This window comes from Paraburkholderia sp. BR10882 (genome assembly GCF_040948855.1).
GTDB lineage: Bacteria > Pseudomonadota > Gammaproteobacteria > Burkholderiales > Burkholderiaceae > Paraburkholderia > Paraburkholderia nodosa_A.
This window is the reverse complement of the sequence record NZ_JBFPKP010000006.1, coordinates 68,371-90,338: the sequence shown is the minus strand read 5'-3', so window position 1 is coordinate 90,338 and position 21,968 is coordinate 68,371. Positions and strand designations below refer to the sequence as shown.

At 64.7% G+C, this 21,968-nt stretch carries 20 protein-coding genes; 15 read left to right on the top strand and 5 right to left on the bottom strand.

Annotated elements, in window-relative coordinates:
- Positions 1–99: 99 nt before the first annotated feature.
- A complete protein-coding gene (locus AB3X99_RS17270; RefSeq protein WP_069265649.1) occupies positions 100–1,293 on the bottom strand; it encodes a urate hydroxylase PuuD in 1,194 nt (397 codons plus the stop codon).
- A gap of 216 nt (positions 1,294–1,509) precedes the next feature.
- A complete protein-coding gene (uraH, locus tag AB3X99_RS17265) occupies positions 1,510–1,863 on the bottom strand; it encodes a hydroxyisourate hydrolase (protein ID WP_028204021.1) in 354 nt (117 codons plus the stop codon).
- A 230-nt stretch (positions 1,864–2,093) separates the two neighbouring features.
- Here uraH and AB3X99_RS17260 point away from each other — a divergent pair, with 230 nt between their 5' ends.
- A complete protein-coding gene (locus tag AB3X99_RS17260; RefSeq protein ID WP_141710710.1) occupies positions 2,094–2,291 on the top strand; it encodes a hypothetical protein in 198 nt (65 codons plus the stop codon).
- Positions 2,292–2,451: 160 nt separating this feature from the next.
- The gene (locus AB3X99_RS17255) at positions 2,452–3,861 is read left to right on the top strand and encodes an 8-oxoguanine deaminase (RefSeq protein ID WP_368617625.1); all 1,410 of its coding nucleotides are present in this window, start codon (positions 2,452–2,454) and stop codon (positions 3,859–3,861) included.
- 66 nt (positions 3,862–3,927) lie between these two features.
- Here the strand turns inward: AB3X99_RS17255 and AB3X99_RS17250 are convergent, their stop codons facing one another.
- A complete protein-coding gene (locus AB3X99_RS17250) occupies positions 3,928–4,860 on the bottom strand; it encodes a LysR substrate-binding domain-containing protein (protein ID WP_069265652.1) in 933 nt (310 codons plus the stop codon).
- Between the two features lie 257 nt (positions 4,861–5,117).
- Between AB3X99_RS17250 and AB3X99_RS17245 the strand changes: the two genes are divergently transcribed.
- From AB3X99_RS17245 to AB3X99_RS17230, 4 genes are all read left to right on the top strand, one after another.
- Positions 5,118–6,746 (top strand): ABC transporter ATP-binding protein, encoded by a 1,629-nt coding sequence (locus tag AB3X99_RS17245; protein WP_368617624.1) that lies wholly within the window; start codon positions 5,118–5,120, stop codon positions 6,744–6,746.
- A gap of 66 nt (positions 6,747–6,812) precedes the next feature.
- The gene (locus AB3X99_RS17240) at positions 6,813–7,919 is read left to right on the top strand and encodes an ABC transporter permease (RefSeq protein WP_342945812.1); all 1,107 of its coding nucleotides are present in this window, start codon (positions 6,813–6,815) and stop codon (positions 7,917–7,919) included.
- Between the two features lie 39 nt (positions 7,920–7,958).
- A complete protein-coding gene (locus tag AB3X99_RS17235; RefSeq protein WP_368617623.1) occupies positions 7,959–8,888 on the top strand; it encodes an ABC transporter permease in 930 nt (309 codons plus the stop codon).
- 91 nt (positions 8,889–8,979) lie between these two features.
- Complete coding sequence (locus AB3X99_RS17230) at positions 8,980–10,065, top strand: BMP family ABC transporter substrate-binding protein (protein ID WP_069265656.1); 1,086 nt, start codon at positions 8,980–8,982, stop codon at positions 10,063–10,065.
- A gap of 152 nt (positions 10,066–10,217) precedes the next feature.
- On the opposite strand, the gene AB3X99_RS17225 is transcribed toward AB3X99_RS17230, so the two are convergent.
- Positions 10,218–10,427: a dodecin gene (locus AB3X99_RS17225; RefSeq protein WP_069265657.1), complete on the bottom strand. Its 210-nt coding sequence runs from the start codon at positions 10,425–10,427 to the stop codon at positions 10,218–10,220.
- A 189-nt stretch (positions 10,428–10,616) separates the two neighbouring features.
- Between AB3X99_RS17225 and AB3X99_RS17220 the strand changes: the two genes are divergently transcribed.
- The 5 genes from AB3X99_RS17220 (at position 10,617) to AB3X99_RS17200 (ending at position 17,065) form a co-directional block, all read left to right on the top strand.
- Positions 10,617–11,516, top strand: a complete 900-nt coding sequence (locus tag AB3X99_RS17220; RefSeq protein WP_368617622.1) for an NAD(P)-dependent oxidoreductase — start codon at positions 10,617–10,619, stop codon at positions 11,514–11,516.
- A gap of 199 nt (positions 11,517–11,715) precedes the next feature.
- The gene (locus tag AB3X99_RS17215; RefSeq protein ID WP_069265658.1) at positions 11,716–13,308 is read left to right on the top strand and encodes an ABC-F family ATPase; all 1,593 of its coding nucleotides are present in this window, start codon (positions 11,716–11,718) and stop codon (positions 13,306–13,308) included.
- A 241-nt stretch (positions 13,309–13,549) separates the two neighbouring features.
- Positions 13,550–14,983 carry an aldehyde dehydrogenase family protein gene (locus AB3X99_RS17210; RefSeq protein ID WP_368617621.1) on the top strand — a complete coding sequence of 478 codons (1,434 nt, stop codon included), beginning with the start codon at positions 13,550–13,552 and terminating at the stop codon, positions 14,981–14,983.
- A 165-nt stretch (positions 14,984–15,148) separates the two neighbouring features.
- Positions 15,149–16,339 carry a nitronate monooxygenase family protein gene (locus tag AB3X99_RS17205; protein ID WP_342945806.1) on the top strand — a complete coding sequence of 397 codons (1,191 nt, stop codon included), beginning with the start codon at positions 15,149–15,151 and terminating at the stop codon, positions 16,337–16,339.
- A 126-nt stretch (positions 16,340–16,465) separates the two neighbouring features.
- Complete coding sequence (locus AB3X99_RS17200; protein ID WP_069265661.1) at positions 16,466–17,065, top strand: OmpW family protein; 600 nt, start codon at positions 16,466–16,468, stop codon at positions 17,063–17,065.
- Between the two features lie 60 nt (positions 17,066–17,125).
- Here the strand turns inward: AB3X99_RS17200 and AB3X99_RS17195 are convergent, their stop codons facing one another.
- A complete protein-coding gene (locus AB3X99_RS17195) occupies positions 17,126–17,329 on the bottom strand; it encodes a DUF1289 domain-containing protein (protein WP_069265662.1) in 204 nt (67 codons plus the stop codon).
- A 466-nt stretch (positions 17,330–17,795) separates the two neighbouring features.
- Between AB3X99_RS17195 and AB3X99_RS17190 the strand changes: the two genes are divergently transcribed.
- From AB3X99_RS17190 to AB3X99_RS17175, 4 genes are all read left to right on the top strand, one after another.
- Complete coding sequence (locus tag AB3X99_RS17190) at positions 17,796–18,896, top strand: polyamine ABC transporter substrate-binding protein (RefSeq protein ID WP_133186742.1); 1,101 nt, start codon at positions 17,796–17,798, stop codon at positions 18,894–18,896.
- A gap of 120 nt (positions 18,897–19,016) precedes the next feature.
- The gene (locus AB3X99_RS17185) at positions 19,017–20,180 is read left to right on the top strand and encodes an ABC transporter ATP-binding protein (protein WP_368617770.1); all 1,164 of its coding nucleotides are present in this window, start codon (positions 19,017–19,019) and stop codon (positions 20,178–20,180) included.
- Complete coding sequence (locus AB3X99_RS17180; RefSeq protein ID WP_342945805.1) at positions 20,177–21,112, top strand: ABC transporter permease subunit; 936 nt, start codon at positions 20,177–20,179, stop codon at positions 21,110–21,112. The genes AB3X99_RS17185 and AB3X99_RS17180 overlap by 4 nt, the downstream gene beginning before the upstream one ends.
- Positions 21,109–21,927: an ABC transporter permease subunit gene (locus AB3X99_RS17175; protein ID WP_069265666.1), complete on the top strand. Its 819-nt coding sequence runs from the start codon at positions 21,109–21,111 to the stop codon at positions 21,925–21,927. The genes AB3X99_RS17180 and AB3X99_RS17175 overlap by 4 nt, the downstream gene beginning before the upstream one ends.
- The last annotated feature ends 41 nt before the right edge of the window (positions 21,928–21,968 follow it).

Sequence of the window (21,968 nt, the reverse complement as noted above, 5' to 3'; positions counted from 1 at the left end):
CCGTACCAAAGGCAAAAGGACCCGAAGCGCGTCGCGCCTCGGGTCCTTCCAGTCACATCTCACGTAGCGCGAGGCAAACCACTCGCGCTGCCAACTACATCATTGCTTCGCACCGCCCTGGAACCAGGTGGCGATCTTCTGCCGCTCGTCGTCGGTCATGTGAGTGACGTTGCCAAGCGGCATCGCCTTGAGCGTCACGGCCTGCTGATAGAGCCGCTGCGCGTTCTGCGAAATCTCGTCGGGCGTATCGAGCATCACGCCGGCCGGCGCTGCGCCCATCAACGTCGGGTGCGCCGAGTGACAGGCCGCACAACGTTGCTGCAGGATAGGCTGAATGTCGGAAACCTTCAGCGACGGTGCGTTCGCGGCTTCGGCCTGAGGCACGACCGGGCGCGGCAGCGTCCACACCAGCGCGACGAACATCAGGGCCACGCCGCCGATCGGCAGATACCAGAGCTGCTGGCCACGGTGACGCATCACGAAGAACTGGCGAATCAGTGCGCCGGCCAGCATGATCACCACGAGCACGGCCCAGTTATAGGCGTGGGCGTAGGTCATGGCGTAGTGGTTCGACAGCATCGCGAACACCACGGGCAGCGTGAAATACGTGTTGTGCACCGAGCGCTGCTTGCCGCGCTTGCCGTAGATCGGGTTCGGCACTTCGCCCTTGAGCATCGCGGCAACCATCTTGCGCTGGCCCGGAATGATGACGAAGAACACGTTGGCCGACATGATCGTCGCGAGCATCGCGCCCATGATGAGGTACGCGGCACGGCCAGAGAAGATGTGGCAGGCGAGGTAGGCGGCGATCACGACATAGAGGCCTACGCATACGCCCAGCAGCTTGTCCTTTGTGCCAAGCACGCGGCACAGCGAGTCATAGACGATCCAGCCGGCGGCGAGGAAGCCGAGCGCGGAGAAGATTGCGACGACAGGACCCATGTCGAGCACGTTCTTGTCGATCAGATACGTGTTCGGCGCCATGAGATACAGCACCGTGAAGAGCGACGCGCCCGAGAGCCACGTGGTGTACGACGGCCACTTCGACCAGTGAAGGTCATCGGGCATTTCGGGCGGCGCCACGGTGTACTTCTGCATGTTGTAGAAGCCGCCGCCGTGCACGTGCCACAGCTCGCCGAACACGCCGCGACGACGCTGGTTCGGGTCCGTGGGCGGTTTGAGGCTGTTGTCGAGCGCGACGAAATAGAACGACTCGCCAATCCAGGCGATCGCCGCGATGACGTGGAACCAGCGCAGTGCGAGGTTCAGCCAATCGGTAATAAAGCCTTCCATGAAACGTCTCCAGTCCTGATGCATTGCGCGCGCGTCTGAACGCACGTGCTAACTGCGGGGTATGAGCGCGCCGCGTAGCGTTGGGGCCGCAGAGTGACCCATGCGCGCTGCCGCGCTGCCATTGTTTTTTGTATGTCCTCGGGCTTGATGAGTCGGGCTGGAAGATCGCCCGGAATGCCCTACGAGTTCGTGTTGCGGTGGCCGCCCGATTGACGCTCAGCTGCCCCGATAGGTGCTGTACGACCACGGCGAAACGAGTAGCGGCACGTGGTAGTGCGAGCCCGCGTCGGCGATGCCGAAGCGCAGCACCACGCGGTCGACGAAGCGCGGCTCGGGCACTTTCGTGCCGAGAGCGGCGAAATAGTCGCCGGCGTGGAACACGAGTTCGTATTCGCCTTTGGCGAGCGCAACGCCCTCGAGCAGCGGCGCGTCGCAGCGGCCGTCGTCATTGGTGGTCACGGTCTTGAGCGCGCGGCGCGCGTCGCCCGAGAGCGCAAAGAGCTCGACCTTGATGCCCGCGCCGGGACGGCCGTTCGCGGTGTCGAGCACGTGGGTAGTCAGCTTGCCCATTCGCAGTTTTCCTTGTGAGTGCCTGGTGCGATTGCGAGGTTTCAGCGGCAGCTCTCGATCCCATGCATGATGCATTGCGGCGGATCGAGGCTCCACATCAGTGGCTACATACCCGTCGGCGGATCGAAGCGAGCGCCGTGAACGCATTTTAAGAACGATCGCACCCGGCGCGCGCGCGCGATAGGAAAGATAAAGCGACACGCATGAGGGTGAGCCCTGGGACTGCCTGGATGCTGTCGCTCATTGCGCCCCGGATTCGCGCGTCCCTTGTTGGCATCGTAGCGACGCCAAAAATCGACCTTTATATGCGTGGCGTAAATTTGGGTATCGCAGCGGCGCGAATTGCCACGACTATTTTGGTTGCGGATCGTATAGGCCATGCGCAGCGCGTGCTGCGCGTCCCGAAGACGGCGGTGGACGCCGGGTAACCGGGCCAGCGGCGTCCTCGTCGGGACGCGTCGGCACCGGGCGCCTGGGCGACCGGCGAGGTCGGCGGGTGAGGCGAGGGCGTCTGGTTCACGTGCCGTGCGCGAGTCCGAACGAAAAGCCAGGGCTCGTGGCGGCACGACAACGGAGCGAACAAGGACGATGGAACCCACTCTCGCACAGCGGCAAAACCCGCAAGACCCACAAAAGCCCGGCAAGACATTGCTGGTGAAAAACGCCGACATGCTGGTGACGATGGACGGCGCGCGTCGCGAGATTCGCGGCGGCGGGCTCTACGTCGAAGGCAACCGCATCGTCGCGGTCGGCCCGACGGCCGACCTGCCCGCCACGGCCGACGAGGTGATCGACGCCAGCGGCCACCTCGTGACGCCGGGGCTCGTCAACACACACCACCACATGTACCAGAGCCTCACGCGCGCCGTGCCCGCCGCGCAGGACGCCGAACTGTTCGGCTGGCTCACCAGCCTCTACAAGGTATGGGCGAACCTCACGCCCGAGATGATCGAGGTCTCGACGCTCACCGCGATGGCGGAGCTGCTGCTCTCGGGCTGCACGACGTCCAGCGATCATCTGTACATCTATCCGAACGGCAGCCGCCTCGACGACAGCATTCGGGCTGCGCAACGCATCGGCATGCGCTTTCATGCAAGTCGCGGCAGCATGAGCGTCGGCCAGAAGGACGGCGGCTTGCCGCCCGATTCCGTGGTCGAGCGCGAGGACGCGATTCTCGCCGACACGCAGCGCCTCATCGAGACGTATCACGACGAGGGCCGGTACGCGATGCTGCGCGTCGTCGTGGCGCCGTGCTCGCCCTTTTCGGTGAGCCGCGAACTGATGCGCGAATCGGCGGTGCTCGCACGGCACTACGGCGTGTCGATGCACACGCATCTCGCCGAGAACGCCAACGACATTGCTTACAGCCGCGAAAAGTTCGGTATGACGCCCGCCGAATATGCGGAGGACCTGGGCTGGGTGGGCCGCGACGTCTGGCATGCGCACTGCGTACAGCTCGACGATCACGGCATCGGTTTGTTCGGCCGGACCGGCACCGGCGTCGCGCATTGCCCGTGCTCGAATATGCGGCTCGCCTCCGGCATCGCGCCCGTGAAGAAGATGCGGCTCGCCGGCGTACCGGTCGGGCTCGGCGTGGATGGTTCGGCGTCGAACGACGGCGCGCAGATGGTGGCCGAGGCGCGGCAGGCCATGCTGCTCGCGCGCGTGGGCTTCGGGCCGGATGCCATGACGGCGCGCGAAGCGCTCGAAATCGCGACGCTGGGCGGCGCGCAGGTGCTGGGCCGCGACGACATCGGCGCGCTTGCACCCGGCATGGCGGCGGACTTCGTGGCGTTCGACCTGCGCCAGCCGCTTTTCGCGGGTGCGCTGCACGATCCTGTTGCTGCGCTCGTCTTCTGCGCACCCTCGCAGGTCGCGCTGAGCGTGATCGGCGGGCGCGTGGTCGTGAAGGACGGCGTGTTGCAGACGGTGGAGCTTGGGCCGGTCATCGAGCGGCATAACCGGCTCGCGGCGCAACTCGTGCAGATGGCGCGCTGAGGCAAGCGCGCCACGCATGGACGTACTGAAAGGTCAGGCGGCCGCAGCATCGTGCGGCCGTGCTGCTCAAGGCTTGTCGATCAGCGTCTTCGTCGCTTCGGCGATGAGGCTGCGTAACCAGCGTACTTCGTCCGAGTAATGACAGCGTTCGTGCCACAACTGGTAGTACTGCATCGGCGGGAAGTCGAGCGGCGCGGGTACGACCGTGAGCGGCAGGAAGCGCGCATAGTGGTCGGCGAACAGGCGCGTGGTCGTGAAGACCAGGTCCGACTTCACGAGCACGTAGGGCGCGAGATTGAAGTACGGCAGCGTGACGACCACGTGGCGCTTGAGGCGCTCGCGCGCGAGGTGCACGTCGATGGCGCCGCGCTGACCCACGGAGTAGGGCGTGGGCGCGAGATGCGGCGCGTTCAGATACTGGTCGAGCGTGAGCCCGCCGCGCTTGGCGAACGGGTGCGAGTTGCTCATCAGGCAGACGATCTGGTCGACGAACAGGTTCGACAGGTGCAGTTGTTCGGGCGGCTCGGGCCAGTTGCCGATGACGATATCGAGCTTGCCTTCCTCGAGCGCGAGCTCGTAGTCGAACGCAGGCCCGAGCGAGTGAAACTCGAGCGTGGCGTTGGGCGCGGCCAGGCGGAAGCGCTCGACCACGGTCGGCACGAACAGGACGTTCAAATAGTCAGGACAGCCAATCCGATAGCAACGGATAGAGGTGGCCGGATCGAAATTGTGCTGCTGGAAGCGGATGCGCTCGATCTCGCGCAGTGCGTTCTGCACGGGCTCGAGCAGGCGCAGGCCGTACTCGGTCGGCACCATGCCGGACTTGCCGCGCACGAGCAGCGGGTCGCCGGTGATGTCGCGCAGGCGCCGAAGCGCCGCGCTGATTGCGGGCTGGGACTGATTGAGCTTGACGGCTGCGCGTGTCACGCTGCGCTCCATCAGAAGCGTGTGCAAGACGCGCAAGAGGTACGTGTCGATCGCCTCGCGTTGCTGACTCATGAATTCTCCGAATTATATGTTCTGGCTGATCGATGAGGCTTGGGGGTATATCGTTTTTAATATGGACAAAAAGTGGCGTCAAGCGAGGCTTACCCCGAGGCTCGCGCCGGGGTTATGCCGGCCAGCCTCATGCAGCGAGGCAACAGCGAATTTTGACGGCTCGACCTTCGCAGGGCTAACAGGTATCGTCACCCCCGCACGGCGGCCAGCGTCAATCGGGTTAACGAACAGCAATTACGTACAACGGCGGAACCTCCATGGGTGATTCTTCTTCTCGTCAGGCAACGCTTGGGCAAAACGGCAGCGATGTGCCGCGCCTCGCGCTTGCCGGCATCACGAAGCAGTACCCGGCGGTGCGCGCGAACGACGATGTCACGCTCTCGGTCGCGCCGGGCGAAATCCACGCCTTGCTCGGCGAGAACGGCGCGGGCAAGAGCACGCTCATGAAGATCGTCTACGGCGCGGTGCGGCCCGACGCGGGCGAGATCCGCTGGGAAGGCCACGCCGTCGAAATCGCGAGTCCGGCTGGGGCGCGCAAACTCGGCATCGGCATGGTGTTCCAGCATTTTTCGTTGTTCGAAACGCTTACCGTCGGCGAGAACATCGCGCTCTCGCTCGACGAACCGTTCGACCTGAAAACGCTCGGCAAACGCATTCGCGAGGTGTCGGCGCAATACGGCCTCGATGTCGATCCGCAGCGCCACGTGCATAGCCTCACGGTGGGCGAGCGTCAGCGCGTGGAGATCGTGCGCTGCCTGCTGCAGAATCCGCGTCTGTTGATCATGGACGAACCGACTTCGGTGCTCACGCCGCAAGCGGTGCGCAAGCTGTTCGGCACGCTGCGGCGTCTCGCTTCCGAAGGCTGCAGCATTCTCTATATCAGCCACAAGCTCGACGAAATCCAGGAGCTTTGCGACACGGCCACCGTGCTGCGCGGCGGCAAGGTCACGGGCCGCGTCATTCCGCGCGAAGAAACGCATGCGTCGCTCGCGCGGCTGATGGTCGGGCGCGAACTGCCCGACTACACGCGGCGCGCACACGCGCCCGGCGACGTGCTGCTCGAAGCACGGCATCTGTCGATGCCGAGCGACGATCCGTTCGGCACCTCGCTCAACGACGTTTCGTTCGGCGTGCATGCGGGCGAGATACTCGGTATCGCCGGCGTCTCGGGCAACGGCCAGGCGGAACTGCTCGCCGCGCTCTCGGGCGAGGCGCAAGCGGCCCGTCACGGGGTGAGCGCCGATGCCGTCAGGATTTGCGGCAAGGCCGCGGGACGCCTTTCGGCTGGGGCGCGCCGAAAGCTCGGCTTCGCTTTCGTGCCGGAGGAACGCCTTGGGCGCGGCGCGGTCCCGGCCATGTCGCTTGCCGAAAACGCCTTGCTCACGGCACACCGCGAAGGCATGGTGCGCTCGGGTTGGCTCAGGACCGGCGCGATGCGCGCGTTCGCCGAGCGCTGCATCGGCGCGTTCGATGTGCGCTGCGGCGGCCCGGATGCGCTCGCGCAAAGCCTCTCGGGCGGCAACCTGCAGAAGTACATCGTGGGGCGCGAGATTCTCCAGGCGCCGAAGGTGCTCGTGGTCGCGCAGCCCACCTGGGGCGTGGACGTGGGCGCGGCCGCATTCATTCGCCAGCAGTTGCTCGATCTTTCGGCGCGCGGTGTGGCGATACTCGTGATCTCGGAAGAACTGGAAGAGCTTTTCGACATCTGCGACCGCATTGCCGTGCTCGCGGGCGGACGCCTTTCGCCCGCGCGTTTGACCGGCGAGACGAACGCCGAGGAAATCGGCCGCTGGATGGCGGGGCTCTTCGGCGAGCGCGCGGATCGCGGAGACGGAGGCGGCAGGCCCGACAGCGAGCCGCCCGCGCAGACCGTGGCGAACGCATGATCGGCGACACATAACAACGCGCTAAAGCACATCGACCACCAGAGACCGTCCACCGACTTCACGACCATGATCTTTCCGTATCGACTCGAAGCCCGCACGACGCCGTCGCGCACGGTGCGCATCGCCGTGCCGCTCATCGCGGCGCTGCTCACGCTCGCCATCGGCTTCCTGATCTTCGGCCTCGTGGGCCGCGATCCCTTGCAGGCGATGCACGCGTTCTTCATCGAACCGCTGTCGAGCATCAACGGCTGGTCCGAGCTCCTGCTCAAGGCCTCGCCGCTATGCCTGATCGCGCTCGGTCTCGCGGCGGGGTATCGCGCCAACGTGTGGAACATCGGCGCGGAAGGGCAGATGGTGCTGGGCGGCATCGCGGCGAGCGGCGTGGCGATCTATTTCGACCAATCGACGGGCTGGTGGATCCTGTTCCTGATGATGTTCGCGGGCGTGCTGGGCGGCATGGCGTGGGCGGCAATTCCCGCGTGGCTCAAGAGCCGCTTCAACACCAACGAGATCCTCACGAGCCTGATGCTCACCTACGTCGCCACGCAGCTACTGATCTGGCTCGTGAGCGGTCCGTGGCGCGACCCGCAGGGCATGAACTTTCCGCTCTCCGAAATGTTCAGCGGCGACGCGCTCTATCCGACCTTCGGCGGCGACTGGCGCATCCACTGGCTGCGCGGCACGCGCCTGAACGCATCGATCTTCCTGACGCTCGCGGCCATTCCGCTCGTGTGGCTCTTCATGCGCCGCAGCTTTGCGGGCTATCGCATGAGCGTGGGCGGCCTCGCGCCGCTCGCTGCGCGCTATGCGGGCTTCTCCGAGAAGAAGACGATCTGGACCTCGCTGCTGCTTTCCGGCGGCCTCGCCGGCCTCGCGGGCATGGGCGAGATTGCCGGTCCCATCGGTCAGCTGCAGGCGACCTGGTCGCCGGGCTACGGCTTCACGGCGATCATCGTCGTGTTCGTGGGGCGTCTGCATCCGGTCGGCATCGTGCTCGCGAGCCTCTTGATGGCGCTGCTCTACCTGGGCGGCGAAGCCGTGCAGACATCGCTGCAATTGCCGCAGGCGCTGTCCGGCGTGTTCCAGGGGCTGCTGCTGTTCTGCCTGCTCGGCGCGGACCTCTTCGTGAACTATCGCGTGCGCCGCCGTCATCCGGTCGCGGTTGCGAACTGACCAGCGCAAGCCAGAGAACAATCAAACGGGCCACACGACATGGATATCCAGCAAGCCAGCTCGCTCGCATCGAGCGCCGTCACCGCCGCCATTCCGCTCATGTTCGCGGGCGTGGGCGAGCTCGTCACCGAGAAGTCGGGCGTGCTCAACCTCGGCGTGGAAGGCATGATGCTGATGGGCGCCGTCACGGGCTACGCGGTCGCGACCATTACCGGCAGCCCATGGCTCGGCCTCGTTGCGGGCATGGCCGCCGGCATTGCGATGTCGTTGCTGTTCGGCTTTCTCGTGCTCACCATGCTCGCCAACCAGGTCGCCACGGGCCTCTCGCTCACGATCTTCGGCGTCGGGCTCTCGGCGTATGTCGGCAAGCCGTACACCTCGGCCGCGACCTCGTCGACCATCGCGGCCTGGCCGATTCCGGGGCTCTCGCAACTGCCCGTGGTCGGGCAGGCGCTCTTCAGCCTCACGCCTGTCGACTACCTCGCGTTCATCATGTTCGCCGTAGTCGGCTGGTTCCTCTATCGCACGCGCGCCGGGCTCGTGCTGCGCTCGGTCGGGGAGTCGCCGCAGGTCGCGCATTCGGTGGGCTTTCCCGTGATCGGCGTGCGCTATGGCGCGACCGCCTTCGGCGGCGCGATGGCGGGCCTCGCGGGCAGCTACTACTCCGTGGTGCAACTGCATCTGTGGCAGGAGCAGATCACCGCAGGACGCGGCTGGATCGCGCTCGCGCTCGTCGTGTTCGCGACGTGGCGCCCGGGCCGCCTCCTGATCGGCGCGCTGCTCTTCGGCGCGGTCACGGGCGCGCAGTTCTATGCGCAGGCCGTGGGCGTGCCGGTGCCCACGCAGTTCCTCGCCATGCTGCCGTACGTCGCGACGATCGTCGTGCTCGTGCTCATTTCGCGCAACCCGAACACGATCCGCCTGAACGCGCCGGCTTCGCTCGGCAAGCCGTTCTTTGGGGCCGCATAGGTGCGGTTGCTTAAGACGGGCAGTCTATTGGGAATACTAACCAAAACGCCTTGAACGCTCGCAGTTCCCCATTCACGACAGGAGATCCACGATGAAAAAAACCATCCTGACCGCTTTCGCCGTCGCCGCCACGTGCGGCACGGCGGCCCTCGCGCCCGTGGCCCACGCCGCCGACGCGCCGGGCGTCGCGTTCGTCTATCTCGGCAACCCGGGCGATGCCGGCTGGACCTTCGCACACGATCAGGGCTCGAAGGTCGCCGAGCAGAAGTTCGGCAACAAGATCAAGATCACGCGCGTGGAAAACGTGCCGGAGTCGGCGGACTCGGAGCGCGTGTTCCGCGATCTCGCGAACAAGGGCAACAAGATCATATTCGGCACGAGCTTCGGTTACCAGGACTTCCAGCTCAAGGTGGCGAAGGATTTCCCGGACACCGTGTTCCTGCACGCGACGGGCTACAAGAAGGCGCCGAACTTCGGCACCTATGACGTGCGCATGTATCAGGGCGCGTATCTCGCGGGCGTCGCCGCGGGTTACGCGACGAAGACCAACACGCTCGGTTTCGTCGCCTCGGTGCCGATTCCCGAAGTCGTGCGCAACATCAACGCGTACACGCTCGGCGCGCGCTCGGTGAATCCGAAGGTGCATACCAAGGTCATCTGGATCAACAGCTGGTTCGATCCGGGCAAGGAGAAGCAGGCCGCCGAAACGCTGATCGGCCAGGGCGCCGACGTGCTGCTGCAAAACACCGATTCGAGCGCGACGCTCGCCACCGCCGAAGAGAAGAAGGTCCACGCGTTCGGCTGGGATTCGAACATGAAGAAGTTCGGCCCGCACGCGCACCTGGGCTCGGTCGAGGCGAACTGGGGCGTGTACTACGTCGCGGCGATCCAGCAGGTGCTCGATGGCAAGTGGAAGAACGACCCCGTGTGGTGGGGCATTCCGCAAAAGGCCGTCGATCTCGGCGACGTCAACACGTCCGAGCTCCCGGCAGACGCGCAAAAGGCGGTCGCCGCGAAGCGAGAACAGATCGCGAGCGGCAAGTGGGACGTCTTCACGGGCCCGATCAAGGATCAGACGGGCGCAGTCAAGGTTCCGGCCGGCAAGACGCTGACCGACCCGGAACTGCAACGCCTGAACTGGTACGTCGAAGGCGTGGACGGCTCGCTGCCGAAATAGGCATATGCCGGGCGCGCTCGCCCGTCCTGCACGGCGCGGGTGCGAGTTGCATTCCTCGTACGATTTCGCCGTGCGTACGCGAAGCGGCTGCGTGTAGCGCTGAGAGGCGCGCGCAGCCGTTTGACGTTCTAGCAGCGCAACGCAGCGCCGCGTCAGTCGTCGATGCGTATGCCGACCTTGATCGTGACCTGCCAGTGCGAGACCTGATCGTTTTCGATCAGGCCGCGCGTTTCCACGACCTCGAACCAGTGCAGGTAGCGCAACGTCTTCGATGCCCGCGCGATGGCGCAACGAATGGCGTCGTCGCTGGACACCTTCGACGAGCCGGTAAGTTCGATCTGCTTGTAGACGTGGTCGTTCATGGCAGAGTCTCCTCGTGGGTCGCGCGGCGTCGGCGCGTCAATCGAGTATAGGTAACGGACCGGGGCGCAAGGGCAAAGATGAGAGAAGCCCGGCGCCAGTTATCATGACGCCTCGCGCGAAAACGAGCATTCGACGTGCCCGTTTTGCAGGCGTGAATGCGCAACGGCGATCGACAGGAGACGGAGAAAATGGACGGGCAGGTGTTGGGTTTTTGCGGACCGGGGCTGATGGGCGCGCCGATGATCCGTCACTTGCTGCGCGCCGGGCATGCAGTGCGCGTGTGGAACCGCTCGCCGGCGAAGGCGCAGGCGCTGATCGCCGACGGCGCGCAGGTGGCCGCGACGCCTGGCGAACTCGCGCGCGAGGCTGACGTGGTGTTGCTGTGCGTCGCCGACGCGGCGGCGGTCGAGCAGGTGGTGTTCGGCGAACACGGGCTTTTGGCCGGTACGCCCGGCGCGAGCGTGCGCGTGCGTCGCATCGTCGATCATTCGAGCATTCCTCCCGACGCGACGCGCAGGCTCGCGGAGCGCGCGGCGGCTTTCGGCGTGGGTTGGATCGACGCGCCGGTTTCGGGCGGCGTGGCGGGCGCGCAAAACGGCACGCTGGCGATCATGGCGGGCGGCGCAGCGGCCGACGTCGAAGCCGTTACGCCGATCCTTGGCGCCTACGCGGCGCGCGTGACCCATATGGGTGGCGTGGGCGCGGGTCAGACCACCAAGCTGTGCAACCAGGCCATCGTCACGGCTACGGTCGCCGCAATTGCCGAAGCGGTGAGCCTCGCGCGGCGCAGCGGCATCGAGGCGGCGAAGCTGCCCGAGGCGCTTGCGGGCGGCTGGGCCGATTCGACGTTGCTGCGCACGTTCGTGCCGCGTATGACGCAAGACGCGTTCGAATCCATCGGCACGCTCAAAACGTTCCAGAAAGACGTGGACACGATCGCCGCCGCGGCCGCTCAGACCGGCACGCCTATGCCCGTCTCGGGCACGGTCCAGCAATTGCTCCGTCTCGCGGCAGCCATGGGCCTCGAGCAGGCCGATTTTTCGGGCTTCATCGACGTGCTGCAGACACCGCGCAGCGGCGAAGCGTGACCTGATCAGGCACCCGCAGGGCCTCGCGAGCGATGCGGCCCCGTTGTAACCGGCGTGCATGGCGGCCTTCACATTGTTCACTTCCTGCCGTGTCATGCTGCGCGGAGCAAGGCTGTCCGCGCGGCTGGAACTCGCGCGCGAAGTGGCATAACCTGCTAAAATTACAGGTTTTTCGTCGATCTACTTTCCGGGACGCGCTGTGCTCTCTACCGCCAACATCACCATGCAATTCGGGCCGAAGCCCTTGTTCGAGAACATCTCGGTCAAATTCGGCGAAGGCAACCGCTATGGCCTGATCGGCGCGAACGGTTGCGGCAAATCCACGTTCATGAAGATCCTCGGTGGGGATCTCGAGCAGAGTTCGGGCAACGTCATCCTCGAGCCGAACGTGCGTCTGGGCAAGCTGCGTCAGGACCAGTTCGCGTACGAAGACGTGCGCGTGCTCGACGTCGTCATGATGGGCCACACCGAAATGTGGGCCGCGATGAGCGAGCGCGACGCGATCTACGCGAACCCCGAAGCCACCGACGACGACTACATGCATGCCGCCGAACTCGAAGCGAAGTTCGCCGAGTACGACGGTTACACGGCCGAAGCGCGCGCGGGCGAACTGCTGCTCGGCATCGGCATCGGCACGGAATTCCACAACGGCCCGATGAGCGGCGTGGCGCCGGGCTGGAAGCTGCGCGTGCTGCTCGCGCAGGCGCTGTTCTCGAAGCCGGACGTGCTGCTGCTCGACGAACCGACCAACAACCTCGACATCAATTCGATCCGCTGGCTGGAAGATGTTCTGAACGAGTACAACTCGACCATGATCATCATCTCCCACGATCGACACTTCCTGAACCAGGTCTGCACGCACATGGCGGACATGGACTACGGCACGCTGAAGGTCTGGCCGGGCAATTACGACGACTACATGCTGGCGTCGACGCAGGCGCGCGAGCGTCAGCAGGCCGCGAACCAGAAGGCGAAGGAGCGCGTGGCCGACCTGCAGGACTTCGTGCGCCGTTTCTCGGCGAACAAGTCGAAGGCACGTCAGGCCACCAGCCGCCTGAAGATGATCGACAAGATCAAGATCGAGGACTTCAAGCCCTCGTCGCGCCAGAACCCGTTCATCCGCTTCGAATTCGAGAAGAAGCTGCACAACATCGTCGTGGTCGCGGAAGAGATCACGAAGACGTACGAGCGCCGCATCTTCAACAAGCTCAGCATCAGCGTGCAGCCGGGCGAGCGCATCGCGATCATCGGCGAGAACGGCGCGGGCAAGACCACGCTGCTGCGTTCGCTGCTCGGCAATCTGGCCGTCGACAACGGCTCGGTAAAGTGGGCGGAGAATGCGAACGTCGGCTACATGCCGCAGGACACGTACGAAGAGTTTCCGGCCGACGTGACGCTGATGGACTGGATCGACCAGTACCGCCAGGAAGGCGACGACGAGCAGTCGGTGCGCGGCACGCTGGGCCGTCTGCTCTTCAATGCGGACGACATCAGGAAGTCGGTGAAGGTGCTGTCGGGTGGCGAGAAGGGCCGCATGATCTGGGGCAAGCTGATGCTCGGCCGCCACAACGTGCTGCTCATGGACGAGCCGACCAACCACATGGACATGGAATCGATCGAGTCGTTGCAGATCGCGCTCGAAAAGTTCGAAGGCACGCTTATTTTCGTGTCGCACGACCGCGAGTTCGTGAACGGCCTGGCCAACCGCATCATCGAGGTGAAAACCGATGGCACGGTCAAGGACTACAGCGGCAACTACGAAGACTTCCTGGTGAGCCAGGGGCTGCAATGAGTTTCGATCGCTGATCGAGGCGTGAAATGAAAACGGGCGGCGCGTGAGCGTCGCCCGTTTTGTTTTTGGCCTGCGTGCCTTAGCCTACGGCGCGCTCGCTTTACGTATGCGTCAACCACGCTAGAATGCACTGTCGCCGCGGCGAGCGCCGCGATGAAATCGCGAACGAACACAGAGCTTTGCATGGGATGGCAGTAAGCGCTAAAGCGCAAGCCGCCATCGACAGACAGGAGACAAGTAGATGAACGACTACGCGCAGTTCTACATCAACGGCCAATGGGTCGCCCCGCACGGCAAGGGCACGATCGACGTGATCGATTCGGGCACCGAGGCGGTGATGGGCCGCATCCCCGAGGGGATCGAAGCGGATGCCGAAGCGGCCGTCGCCGCCGCGCGCGCCGCCTTCGACGGCTGGGCCGCTACGCCCGCCGCCGAGCGCGGGGCGTATCTGCAAAAAATTGCCGACAATCTCAAGGCCCGCACCGACGAACTCGCGCAGCTGATCGCAGGCGAAGTGGGTATGCCGCTCAAGCTCGCGCGTGCCATTCAGGTGGGCGGCCCGGTCTACAACTGGGGCGCTTACGCGCAGCTCGCAAGCGAGTTCCAGTACGAGGAGCGCGTGGGCAACTCGCTCGTCGTGCGCGAACCGGTGGGCGTCGTCGCGGCTATCACGCCGTGGAACTATCCGCTCAACCAGATCACGCTCAAAGTCGCCGCCGCGCTCGCCGCCGGCTGCACCGTCGTGCTCAAGCCCTCCGAGGTCGCGCCGCTGAACGCATTCGTGCTCGCCGAGGCCATCCACGACGCCGGCCTGCCCGCGGGCGTGTTCAATCTCGTGACGGGCTACGGTCCCGTGGTGGGCGAGCTGCTAGCGCGCCATCCGGACGTCGACATGGTGTCGTTCACCGGTTCGACGCGTGCGGGCAAACGTGTGTCGGAAGTCGCGTCGGCCACGGTCAAGCGCGTCGCGCTGGAGCTGGGCGGGAAGTCCGCCGCCGTCGTGCTCGATGACGCCGACTTCGCGGCTGCCGTGAAAGGCACGGTGGGCGCGTGCTTCCTCAACTCGGGGCAGACCTGTTCGGCCCACACGCGCATGATCGTGCCGGAGTCGCGCTACGAAGAAGCGCGAGACCTCGCGAAGCAGGCCGCCGAGGCGTTCAAGGTGGGCGACCCGCGCGACGACAAAGCGAAGCTCGGCCCGCTCGCCTCGAAAGTGCAGCAGGAACGCGTGCTGCACTACATCGAGCGCGGCATGGCCGACGGCGCCGAACTCGTGACGGGCGGCCCCGGCATGCCGGAAGGCGTGACGCAGGGCTTCTTCGTGAAACCGACCGTGTTCGGCCGCGTGCCGCGCGACGCGGCCATCGCGCAGGAAGAGATCTTCGGCCCGGTGCTGACGATTCTCACGGCGAAGGACGAAGACGACGCCGTCGCGATCGCCAACGACTCGCTCTATGGCCTCGGCGGCGCGGTCTGGGCCGGCAGCGACGAGCGCGCGATGCGCGTGGCCCGCCGTATCCGTACGGGCCAGATCGACATCAACGGCGGCGCCTGGAACATGGCCGCACCCTTCGGCGGCTTCAAACAGTCGGGACACGGCCGCGAAAACGGCGCGTATGGCCTCGAGGAATACCTCGAATACAAGTCGATGCAGTTCAAGGTGCCGAAGGGCTGATGAGGCATCTCGTCGCGCGCTATCGCAAATCTTTTAATACGACGTGTTGATGCAAGTCATGAACGCGGACTTCTTTGCTGAAGTCCGCGTTTTTCTTTGATGTGCGTCAATGTCATATGTGGGGTACGCGCGACCATAAGCGCTTTGTCATCGACAGAGCACAACATGTTTCCTGGCCACTCCTTCGCTCCCCTCCAGATTCGCGGTCGTCAACTCCTGCCCGTCGTGCAGGGCGGCATGGGTGTCGGCATTTCGGCACACCGGCTGGCCGGCAGTGTGGCGCGTGAAGGCGCGCTCGGCACGATTGCGAGCATCGACCTGCGCCATCATCACAGCGACCTCATGGACATGTGCCGCGCGGACCCGCGGCACGAAACGCTCGCACGCGCGAACCTCGTCGCGCTCGGCCGCGAAATCGCGGCGGCACGCAAGCTTGCGGGCGGCAACGGCATGATCGCCGTGAACGTCATGAAGGCGGTGAACGCCCATGCCGACTACGTGCGCGCCGCGTGCGAGCACGGCGCCGACGCCATCGTCATGGGCGCGGGCCTGCCGCTGGATCTGCCCGACCTCACGGCGGGCGTGGATATCGCGCTCGTGCCGATCCTGTCGGACGCACGCGGCGTCGCGCTCGTGCTCAAGAAGTGGATGAAGAAGGGTCGCCTGCCCGACGCCATCGTGATCGAGCATCCGGCCTACGCGGGCGGCCACCTCGGCGTGACCGACATCGCCGACATGGGCAACGAGCGCTTCGCCTTCACGAAGATATTCGAGGAACTCGAAGGCGTCTATGCCACGCTCGGCATTTCGCGGCGTGACGTGCCGCTCGTCGTGGCGGGCGGCGTCAACAGCCACGAGGCCGTGCGCAAATGGCTCGAGGCGGGCGCGAACGGCGTGCAGGTCGGCACGCCGTTCGCCGTGACCGAGGAGGGCGACGCGCACCCCGACTTCAAGCGCGTGCTCGCCGAAGCGAAGCCTGAAGACATCGTCGAGTTCGTGAGTGTGACGGGCCTGCCCGCGCGCGCGGTGAAAACGCCGTGGCTCGAACGTTACTTGCGCAACGAGTCGCGCATTCGCGCCAAGATCGGCTCGCTCAAGCTTGCTTGCCCAACCGGTCTCGAATGTCTTTCGGCCTGCGGGCTGCGCGACGGCATCGAGAAGTTCGGCCACTTCTGCATCGACACGCGCCTTGCCGCGGCGTTGCGTGGCGACGTCGCGAACGGCTTGTTCTTCCGCGGGCGTGAAGCGTTGCCGTTCGGCAATGCGATCCGCAGCGTCCGCGACCTGTTGGAGTTGCTGCTGACCGGCGCTGCGCGACCTGCGGTCGCACGGCGCGCAGCCTTCGCACTGGCTTGACACGTATCAAAACGGCGCCAGACCCCGTCTCTGACAATTTGTGGGCCTTCAAGGCTAGACCTACAGACACGGGGATCAACGATGTATAAAGCAATTAGAAAGGCAGCAGCAACTGCCGCGCTCACCATGGGCGCGGTCTTTCTGGCAGTGCCGGCCAGCGCGGCCGGTTCGCCCGACTCGGGCATCTACGCAGGCGACTGGCTGGTGCGCCTGCGCGCGATCGAAATCGCGCCGGACGCGCGCGGCAGCGGTACGCTCGGCGCGCTTGGCGCGGACGTGAACAACGCCATCGTGCCCGAGGTCGACTTCACCTACATGGCGACCAACAACATCGGCGTCGAGCTGATTCTCGGCACGTCGCGCAACCAGGTGACGTCGAATATCGGTGCACTCGGCGGCGTGGGCGTGCTGCCGCCAACGCTGCTCCTGCAGTATCACTTCAACAACGCGGGCAGGGTGCGGCCGTACGTGGGCGCGGGTATCAACTACACGCTGTTCTACAACAACGGTCTGCACGCAGGCGGCCAATCGGTTTCGATCGACAACCACAGCTGGGGCCCGGCGCTGCAGTTCGGTATCGACTTCCAGGTGACGAAGCGCATCTTCGTGAACGCGGATATCAAGAAGATCTGGATGCACACCGACGCGTCGCTGGGCGGCACGTCTCTCGGCACGCTGCATATCGATCCGCTCGTGGTGGGTCTGGGCGTCGGCATGAAGTTCTGATCGGTCGCCTCATCACCGCTTTTTCGAACGCCGGCTTGCCCGGCGTTTTTTTATCCGCGTTCAGGCGCGGTCTTTCTGGAAGCGCATGGCGGTGCCGTCGCGCTCGATGCGCTCCCACACGGCGCGCTTTTCTTCGTCGCTCAGAAATACCCAGTTGGAAACTTCCACGGCGGTGCGCCCGCAACCTTTGCAGACGTCGTCGAAGAGGGTCGAACACACACCGATGCACGGGCTGTCGGGGAGGTCGTGGAGATTGGATGCCATTGAAGAACCTTGGGGCGTGGCCGGGCATCGCGCGCGCCGGCTTCGGTACGGAACGCCGCTATGTTAACCGATACGGCGCGGGGCGGCCGCCCGCACCTCCAGGCGAGCGGCGGCGATGTGCGATGCGTGATGAATCGGCCAGGCCGCTGCAAGGCGATAGCAAGGTGAAGGGCGCCGCCGCGTCCCGCTGGCAGCCGGGCGTCGCGCGCATGCGCCACCGAAGCGGTTTTTTGTGGACACGGCCCGTGAAACGGCTAAAATTGCGCGCGATTTACCGTCCGCGCACGGCTTGCCGGCCTTCCAGGGCTCATGTTCCGTTTGTGCGACACGCCCGCGTTTTATTTCTTGCCGGGCGGGTTTGATGGTAGGTTCTGGGAAAGTCAGGGGAGCCGTGCACAGGTGAAACGGAGCACGGCACGAAGCGAGGCAGGCGGCCGGCCGGAGCCGGTCAGGATCGGAGAACGGGATGAAGAAAGGGGTTGTGGCGCAACTGGCCGCGCTCGCACTGTGCGCGGCGCCGTGGATGACGTCGGTGGCGAAGGACACGCAGCTGAACGTGTACAACTGGTCCGATTACATCGCCAAGGACACGATTCCGAACTTCACCAAGCAGACTGGCGTTCAGGTCAAGTACGACAACTACGACAGCGATGACACGCTCCAGGCCAAGCTGCTCGCTGGCAACTCGGGCTATGACATCGTCGTGCCGACCAGCAATTACGCAGGCAAGCAGATCGCCGCCGGCATTTTCGCGCCGCTCGACAAGTCGAAGATCCCCAACCTCAAGTACCTCGATCCGCAGCTGATGGCGCTCGTCGCCGGCGCGGATCCGGGCAACAAGTATGCGGTGCCCTGGGCGTACGGCACGACGGGTCTCGCCTATAACGTCACGAAGGCGCAGCAGATCCTCGGCAAGAATGTACCGCTCGACAACTGGGACATCCTCTTCAAGCCCGAGAACATCTCGAAGCTGAAGGCCTGCGGCGTGTCCGTGCTCGACGCGCCGGACCAGATGTTCGCGGCCGCGCTGCACTACATCGGCAAGGACCCGCTCTCGACGAACCCGGACGATTATCGCGCCGCGCTCGCGATGATGAAAAAGATCCGTCCGTACATCACGCAGTTCAACTCGTCGGGCTATATCAACGACCTCGTGGGCGGCGACATCTGCTTCGCGTACGGCTGGTCGGGCGACGTCGTGATTGCCAAGCACCGCGCCATCGACGCGAAGAAGCCCTACAAGATCGAGTACTACATCCCGAAGGGCGGCGCGCCGATCTGGTTTGACGTGATGACCATCCCGAAGGATGCTCAGCACAAGGAAGCCGCGCACGAGTGGATCAACTACATCGAGACGCCGCAGGTCCACGCAGCGATCACGAATGCGGTCTACTACCCGAGCGCGAACGCGGAAGCACGCAAGTACGTGGACAAGGACATCGCCAACGACCCGGCCGTGTACCCGCCGCCCGAAGTCCTGAAGACGCTGTTCCTGCTCAAGCCGCTGCCGCCTGAGATCCAGCGCCTGCAGACGCGTCTGTGGACCGAGTTCAAGTCGGGCCGCTGACGCGCTCGCAGCCGCGGTTGAAATTCGATCCCGTTTTACCCCGAGCCCTCGGCACGATGCCGGGGGCTTTGTTCGTCAACCCCGTCCAGCATTCACGCAGAAACAGGCAGGGCAGAGAGAATCATGAGTGACCAGTCGAGCGCGCCGGCATCCGCCGGCTCGCTGCCTTCGGGCTTCACCGCGGCAGATTCGGCCGCGGACAACTTCGTGCAGATCGTCGATGTCGTCAAGAAGTTCGGCGAGACGACCGCCGTGAAGGGCGTCAATCTGTCGGTGAAGAAGGGCGAGCTGTTCGCGCTGCTCGGCAGCTCGGGCTGCGGCAAGTCCACCTTGCTGCGCATGCTCGCGGGTCTCGAGACCGTGACCTCGGGCAAGATCATGATCGACGGCGAGGATCTCGCGTCGATGCCGCCGTACCGCCGTCCGGTCAACATGATGTTCCAGTCGTACGCGCTCTTTCCGCACATGACGGTGGAGTCGAACGTGGGCTTCGGGCTGCGCCAGGAAGGCGTGAAGAAGGGCGAGCTCAAGGACCGGGTGGCCAACGCGCTCGAACTCGTGCAGATGACGCGCTTTGCCAGGCGCAAGCCGCATCAGCTCTCGGGCGGCCAGCAGCAGCGCGTGGCGCTCGCGCGTTCGCTCGTGAAGCGCCCCAAGCTGCTCCTGCTCGACGAGCCGATGTCGGCGCTAGACAAGCAGATTCGCCAGCGCACGCAAATCGAACTCGTCAACATTCTGGACAAGGTCGGCGTCACCTGCATCATGGTCACGCACGACCAGGAAGAAGCGATGACGATGGCGGGGCGCCTCGCGGTGATGAGCGAAGGCGAGATCGTCCAGCTCGGCACGCCCAACCAGGTCTACGAATTCCCGAACAGCCGCTTCTCGGCGGAGTTCATCGGCTCGACCAATCTTTTCGATGGCAACGTGGTCGAGGACGAGCCCGACCATGTATTCGTCGAGTGCCCCGAGCTGCCGGTGCGCCTCTACGTGAACCACGGCATCACCGGGCCGCTCGGCATGCCTGTGACGATCTCGGTGCGCCCGGAGCGTATCTCGCTCACGCGCAAGCCGCCCGAGGGCGTGTTCAACTGGGGCAAGGGCGTAGTGAAGAACATCGCCTACATGGGCGGCTACTCGCTCTATCACGTCAAGCTCGACTCGGGCAAAACGGTGATCGCGAACATGTCGAGCCTCGCGCTCTCCGAGATCGATTCGCCCACCTGGGAAGACGAAGTCTACGTGCGCTGGAGCGCTTCGGCCGGTGTGGTGCTGACGTCATGAGCGCGACGACTTTGCGCAGCATCCTGAACTGGCCGGCGAAACGCTTCAACCTGACCGGGCGTACGGCCGTCGTGGCGGGCCCGTTCATCTGGCTGCTGCTGTTCTTCCTCGTGCCGTTCATCCTGGTGGTGAAGATCAGCTTCGCCGACCAGCAACTCGGCATTCCGCCGTACACGGAGCTGACGTCGTTCGCGGATGGCATCTGGCATATCTCGCTCGACCTTTCGCACTACGCGTTCCTGTTCCAGGACAGCCTGTACTTCGCGACCTACGTGAATTCGGTCGTGGTGGCGGCGATTTCGACGCTGCTATGCCTCATCATCGGTTATCCGATGGCGTATTACATTGCGCGCTCGAATCCGGCCTCGCGCAACATCCTCATGATGGCCGTGATGCTGCCGTTCTGGACGTCGTTCCTGATCCGCGTGTACGCATGGATCGGCATCCTGAAGAACAACGGACTGCTGAACAATTTCCTGATGTCGATCGGCATCATCCATTCGCCCATCGAGCTGTATCACACGAACACGGCCGTCTACATCGGCATGGTGTATTCGTATCTGCCGTTTCTCGTGATGCCGCTCTATGCGCACCTCGTGAAGATGGACCTCACGCTGCTCGAAGCCGCCTACGACCTCGGCGCGAAGCCGTGGCGCGCGTTCGTGGAGATCACGCTGCCGCTCTCGAAGAACGGCATCATCGCCGGCTGCCTGCTCGTGTTCATTCCGGCGGTGGGCGAGTACGTGATTCCTGAGCTGCTCGGCGGCGCGAACACGCTGATGATCGGCCGCGTCATGTGGAACGAGTTCTTCGACAATGCCGACTGGCCGATGGCCTCCGCGGTGACCTGCGCGATGGTGCTCCTGCTGCTCGTGCCGATGGCGCTGTTCCAGCACTATCAGGCGAAGGAACTGGAGGGCCGCGGCAAATGAAACCGAATCGCGTTCTGCAGTTCATCGCGCTCGGCCTCGGCTTCGCGTTCCTCTATATTCCGATCCTGAGCCTCGTCGTCTACTCGTTCAACGAGTCGCAACTCGTGACGGTGTGGACGCGCTTTTCCACGCGCTGGTATCAGGCGCTCATCACCGACGACGAGTTGATCACCGCCGCGTGGCTCTCGCTGCGCATTGCGCTGATGACAGCGTTCGCCTCGGTGTTCATCGGCACGTGGGCGGGCTTCGTGCTCGCGCGCATGGGGCGCTTTCGCGGCTTCACGCTCTTCTCGGGCATGATCAATGCGCCGCTCGTGATTCCCGAAGTGATCCAGGGCATTTCGCTGCTGCTGCTGTTCGTGGAAATGGGCAAGCTGATCGGCTGGCCCGCGGGGCGCGGTGTGTTCACGATCTGGATCGGCCACGTCATGCTGTGCATTTCGTACGTCGCCATCATCGTGCAGTCGCGCGTGCGCGAGCTGAACCCGTCGCTCGAAGAAGCGGCCTTGGACCTTGGCGCAACGCCGTTCAAGGTATTCTTCCAGATCACATTACCGCTCATCTCGCAGGCGCTTGCGGCAGGCTGGCTGCTGTCGTTCACGCTGTCGATCGACGATCTGGTGCTCTCGGCGTTCCTCTCGGGCCCGGGCTCGACCACCTTGCCGCTCGTGGTGTTCTCGCGCGTACGCCTTGGCCTGAACCCGGAGATGAACGCGCTCGCGACGCTCTTCATCGCGGTCGTGACGGTGGGCGTGATCGCCGGCAACTACTTCATGCAGCGCGCGGAGCGCAAGCGGATGGCGATGGCGGTCTGAGCGCCGCCGCGCTTCGAAGCGCCTGCAATAGACGGCGCGCG

Coding starts and splice junctions, on each gene's coding strand:
- AB3X99_RS17270 (WP_069265649.1), bottom strand. CDS start 1,293: ATGGAAGGCTTTATTACCGATTGGCTGAACCTCGCACTGCGCTGGTTC.
- uraH (WP_028204021.1), bottom strand. CDS start 1,863: ATGGGCAAGCTGACTACCCACGTGCTCGACACCGCGAACGGCCGTCCC.
- AB3X99_RS17260 (WP_141710710.1), top strand. CDS start 2,094: ATGCTGTCGCTCATTGCGCCCCGGATTCGCGCGTCCCTTGTTGGCATC.
- AB3X99_RS17255 (WP_368617625.1), top strand. CDS start 2,452: ATGGAACCCACTCTCGCACAGCGGCAAAACCCGCAAGACCCACAAAAG.
- AB3X99_RS17250 (WP_069265652.1), bottom strand. CDS start 4,860: ATGAGTCAGCAACGCGAGGCGATCGACACGTACCTCTTGCGCGTCTTG.
- AB3X99_RS17245 (WP_368617624.1), top strand. CDS start 5,118: ATGGGTGATTCTTCTTCTCGTCAGGCAACGCTTGGGCAAAACGGCAGC.
- AB3X99_RS17240 (WP_342945812.1), top strand. CDS start 6,813: ATGATCTTTCCGTATCGACTCGAAGCCCGCACGACGCCGTCGCGCACG.
- AB3X99_RS17235 (WP_368617623.1), top strand. CDS start 7,959: ATGGATATCCAGCAAGCCAGCTCGCTCGCATCGAGCGCCGTCACCGCC.
- AB3X99_RS17230 (WP_069265656.1), top strand. CDS start 8,980: ATGAAAAAAACCATCCTGACCGCTTTCGCCGTCGCCGCCACGTGCGGC.
- AB3X99_RS17225 (WP_069265657.1), bottom strand. CDS start 10,427: ATGAACGACCACGTCTACAAGCAGATCGAACTTACCGGCTCGTCGAAG.
- AB3X99_RS17220 (WP_368617622.1), top strand. CDS start 10,617: ATGGACGGGCAGGTGTTGGGTTTTTGCGGACCGGGGCTGATGGGCGCG.
- AB3X99_RS17210 (WP_368617621.1), top strand. CDS start 13,550: ATGAACGACTACGCGCAGTTCTACATCAACGGCCAATGGGTCGCCCCG.
- AB3X99_RS17205 (WP_342945806.1), top strand. CDS start 15,149: ATGTTTCCTGGCCACTCCTTCGCTCCCCTCCAGATTCGCGGTCGTCAA.
- AB3X99_RS17200 (WP_069265661.1), top strand. CDS start 16,466: ATGGGCGCGGTCTTTCTGGCAGTGCCGGCCAGCGCGGCCGGTTCGCCC.
- AB3X99_RS17195 (WP_069265662.1), bottom strand. CDS start 17,329: ATGGCATCCAATCTCCACGACCTCCCCGACAGCCCGTGCATCGGTGTG.
- AB3X99_RS17190 (WP_133186742.1), top strand. CDS start 17,796: ATGAAGAAAGGGGTTGTGGCGCAACTGGCCGCGCTCGCACTGTGCGCG.
- AB3X99_RS17180 (WP_342945805.1), top strand. CDS start 20,177: ATGAGCGCGACGACTTTGCGCAGCATCCTGAACTGGCCGGCGAAACGC.
- AB3X99_RS17175 (WP_069265666.1), top strand. CDS start 21,109: ATGAAACCGAATCGCGTTCTGCAGTTCATCGCGCTCGGCCTCGGCTTC.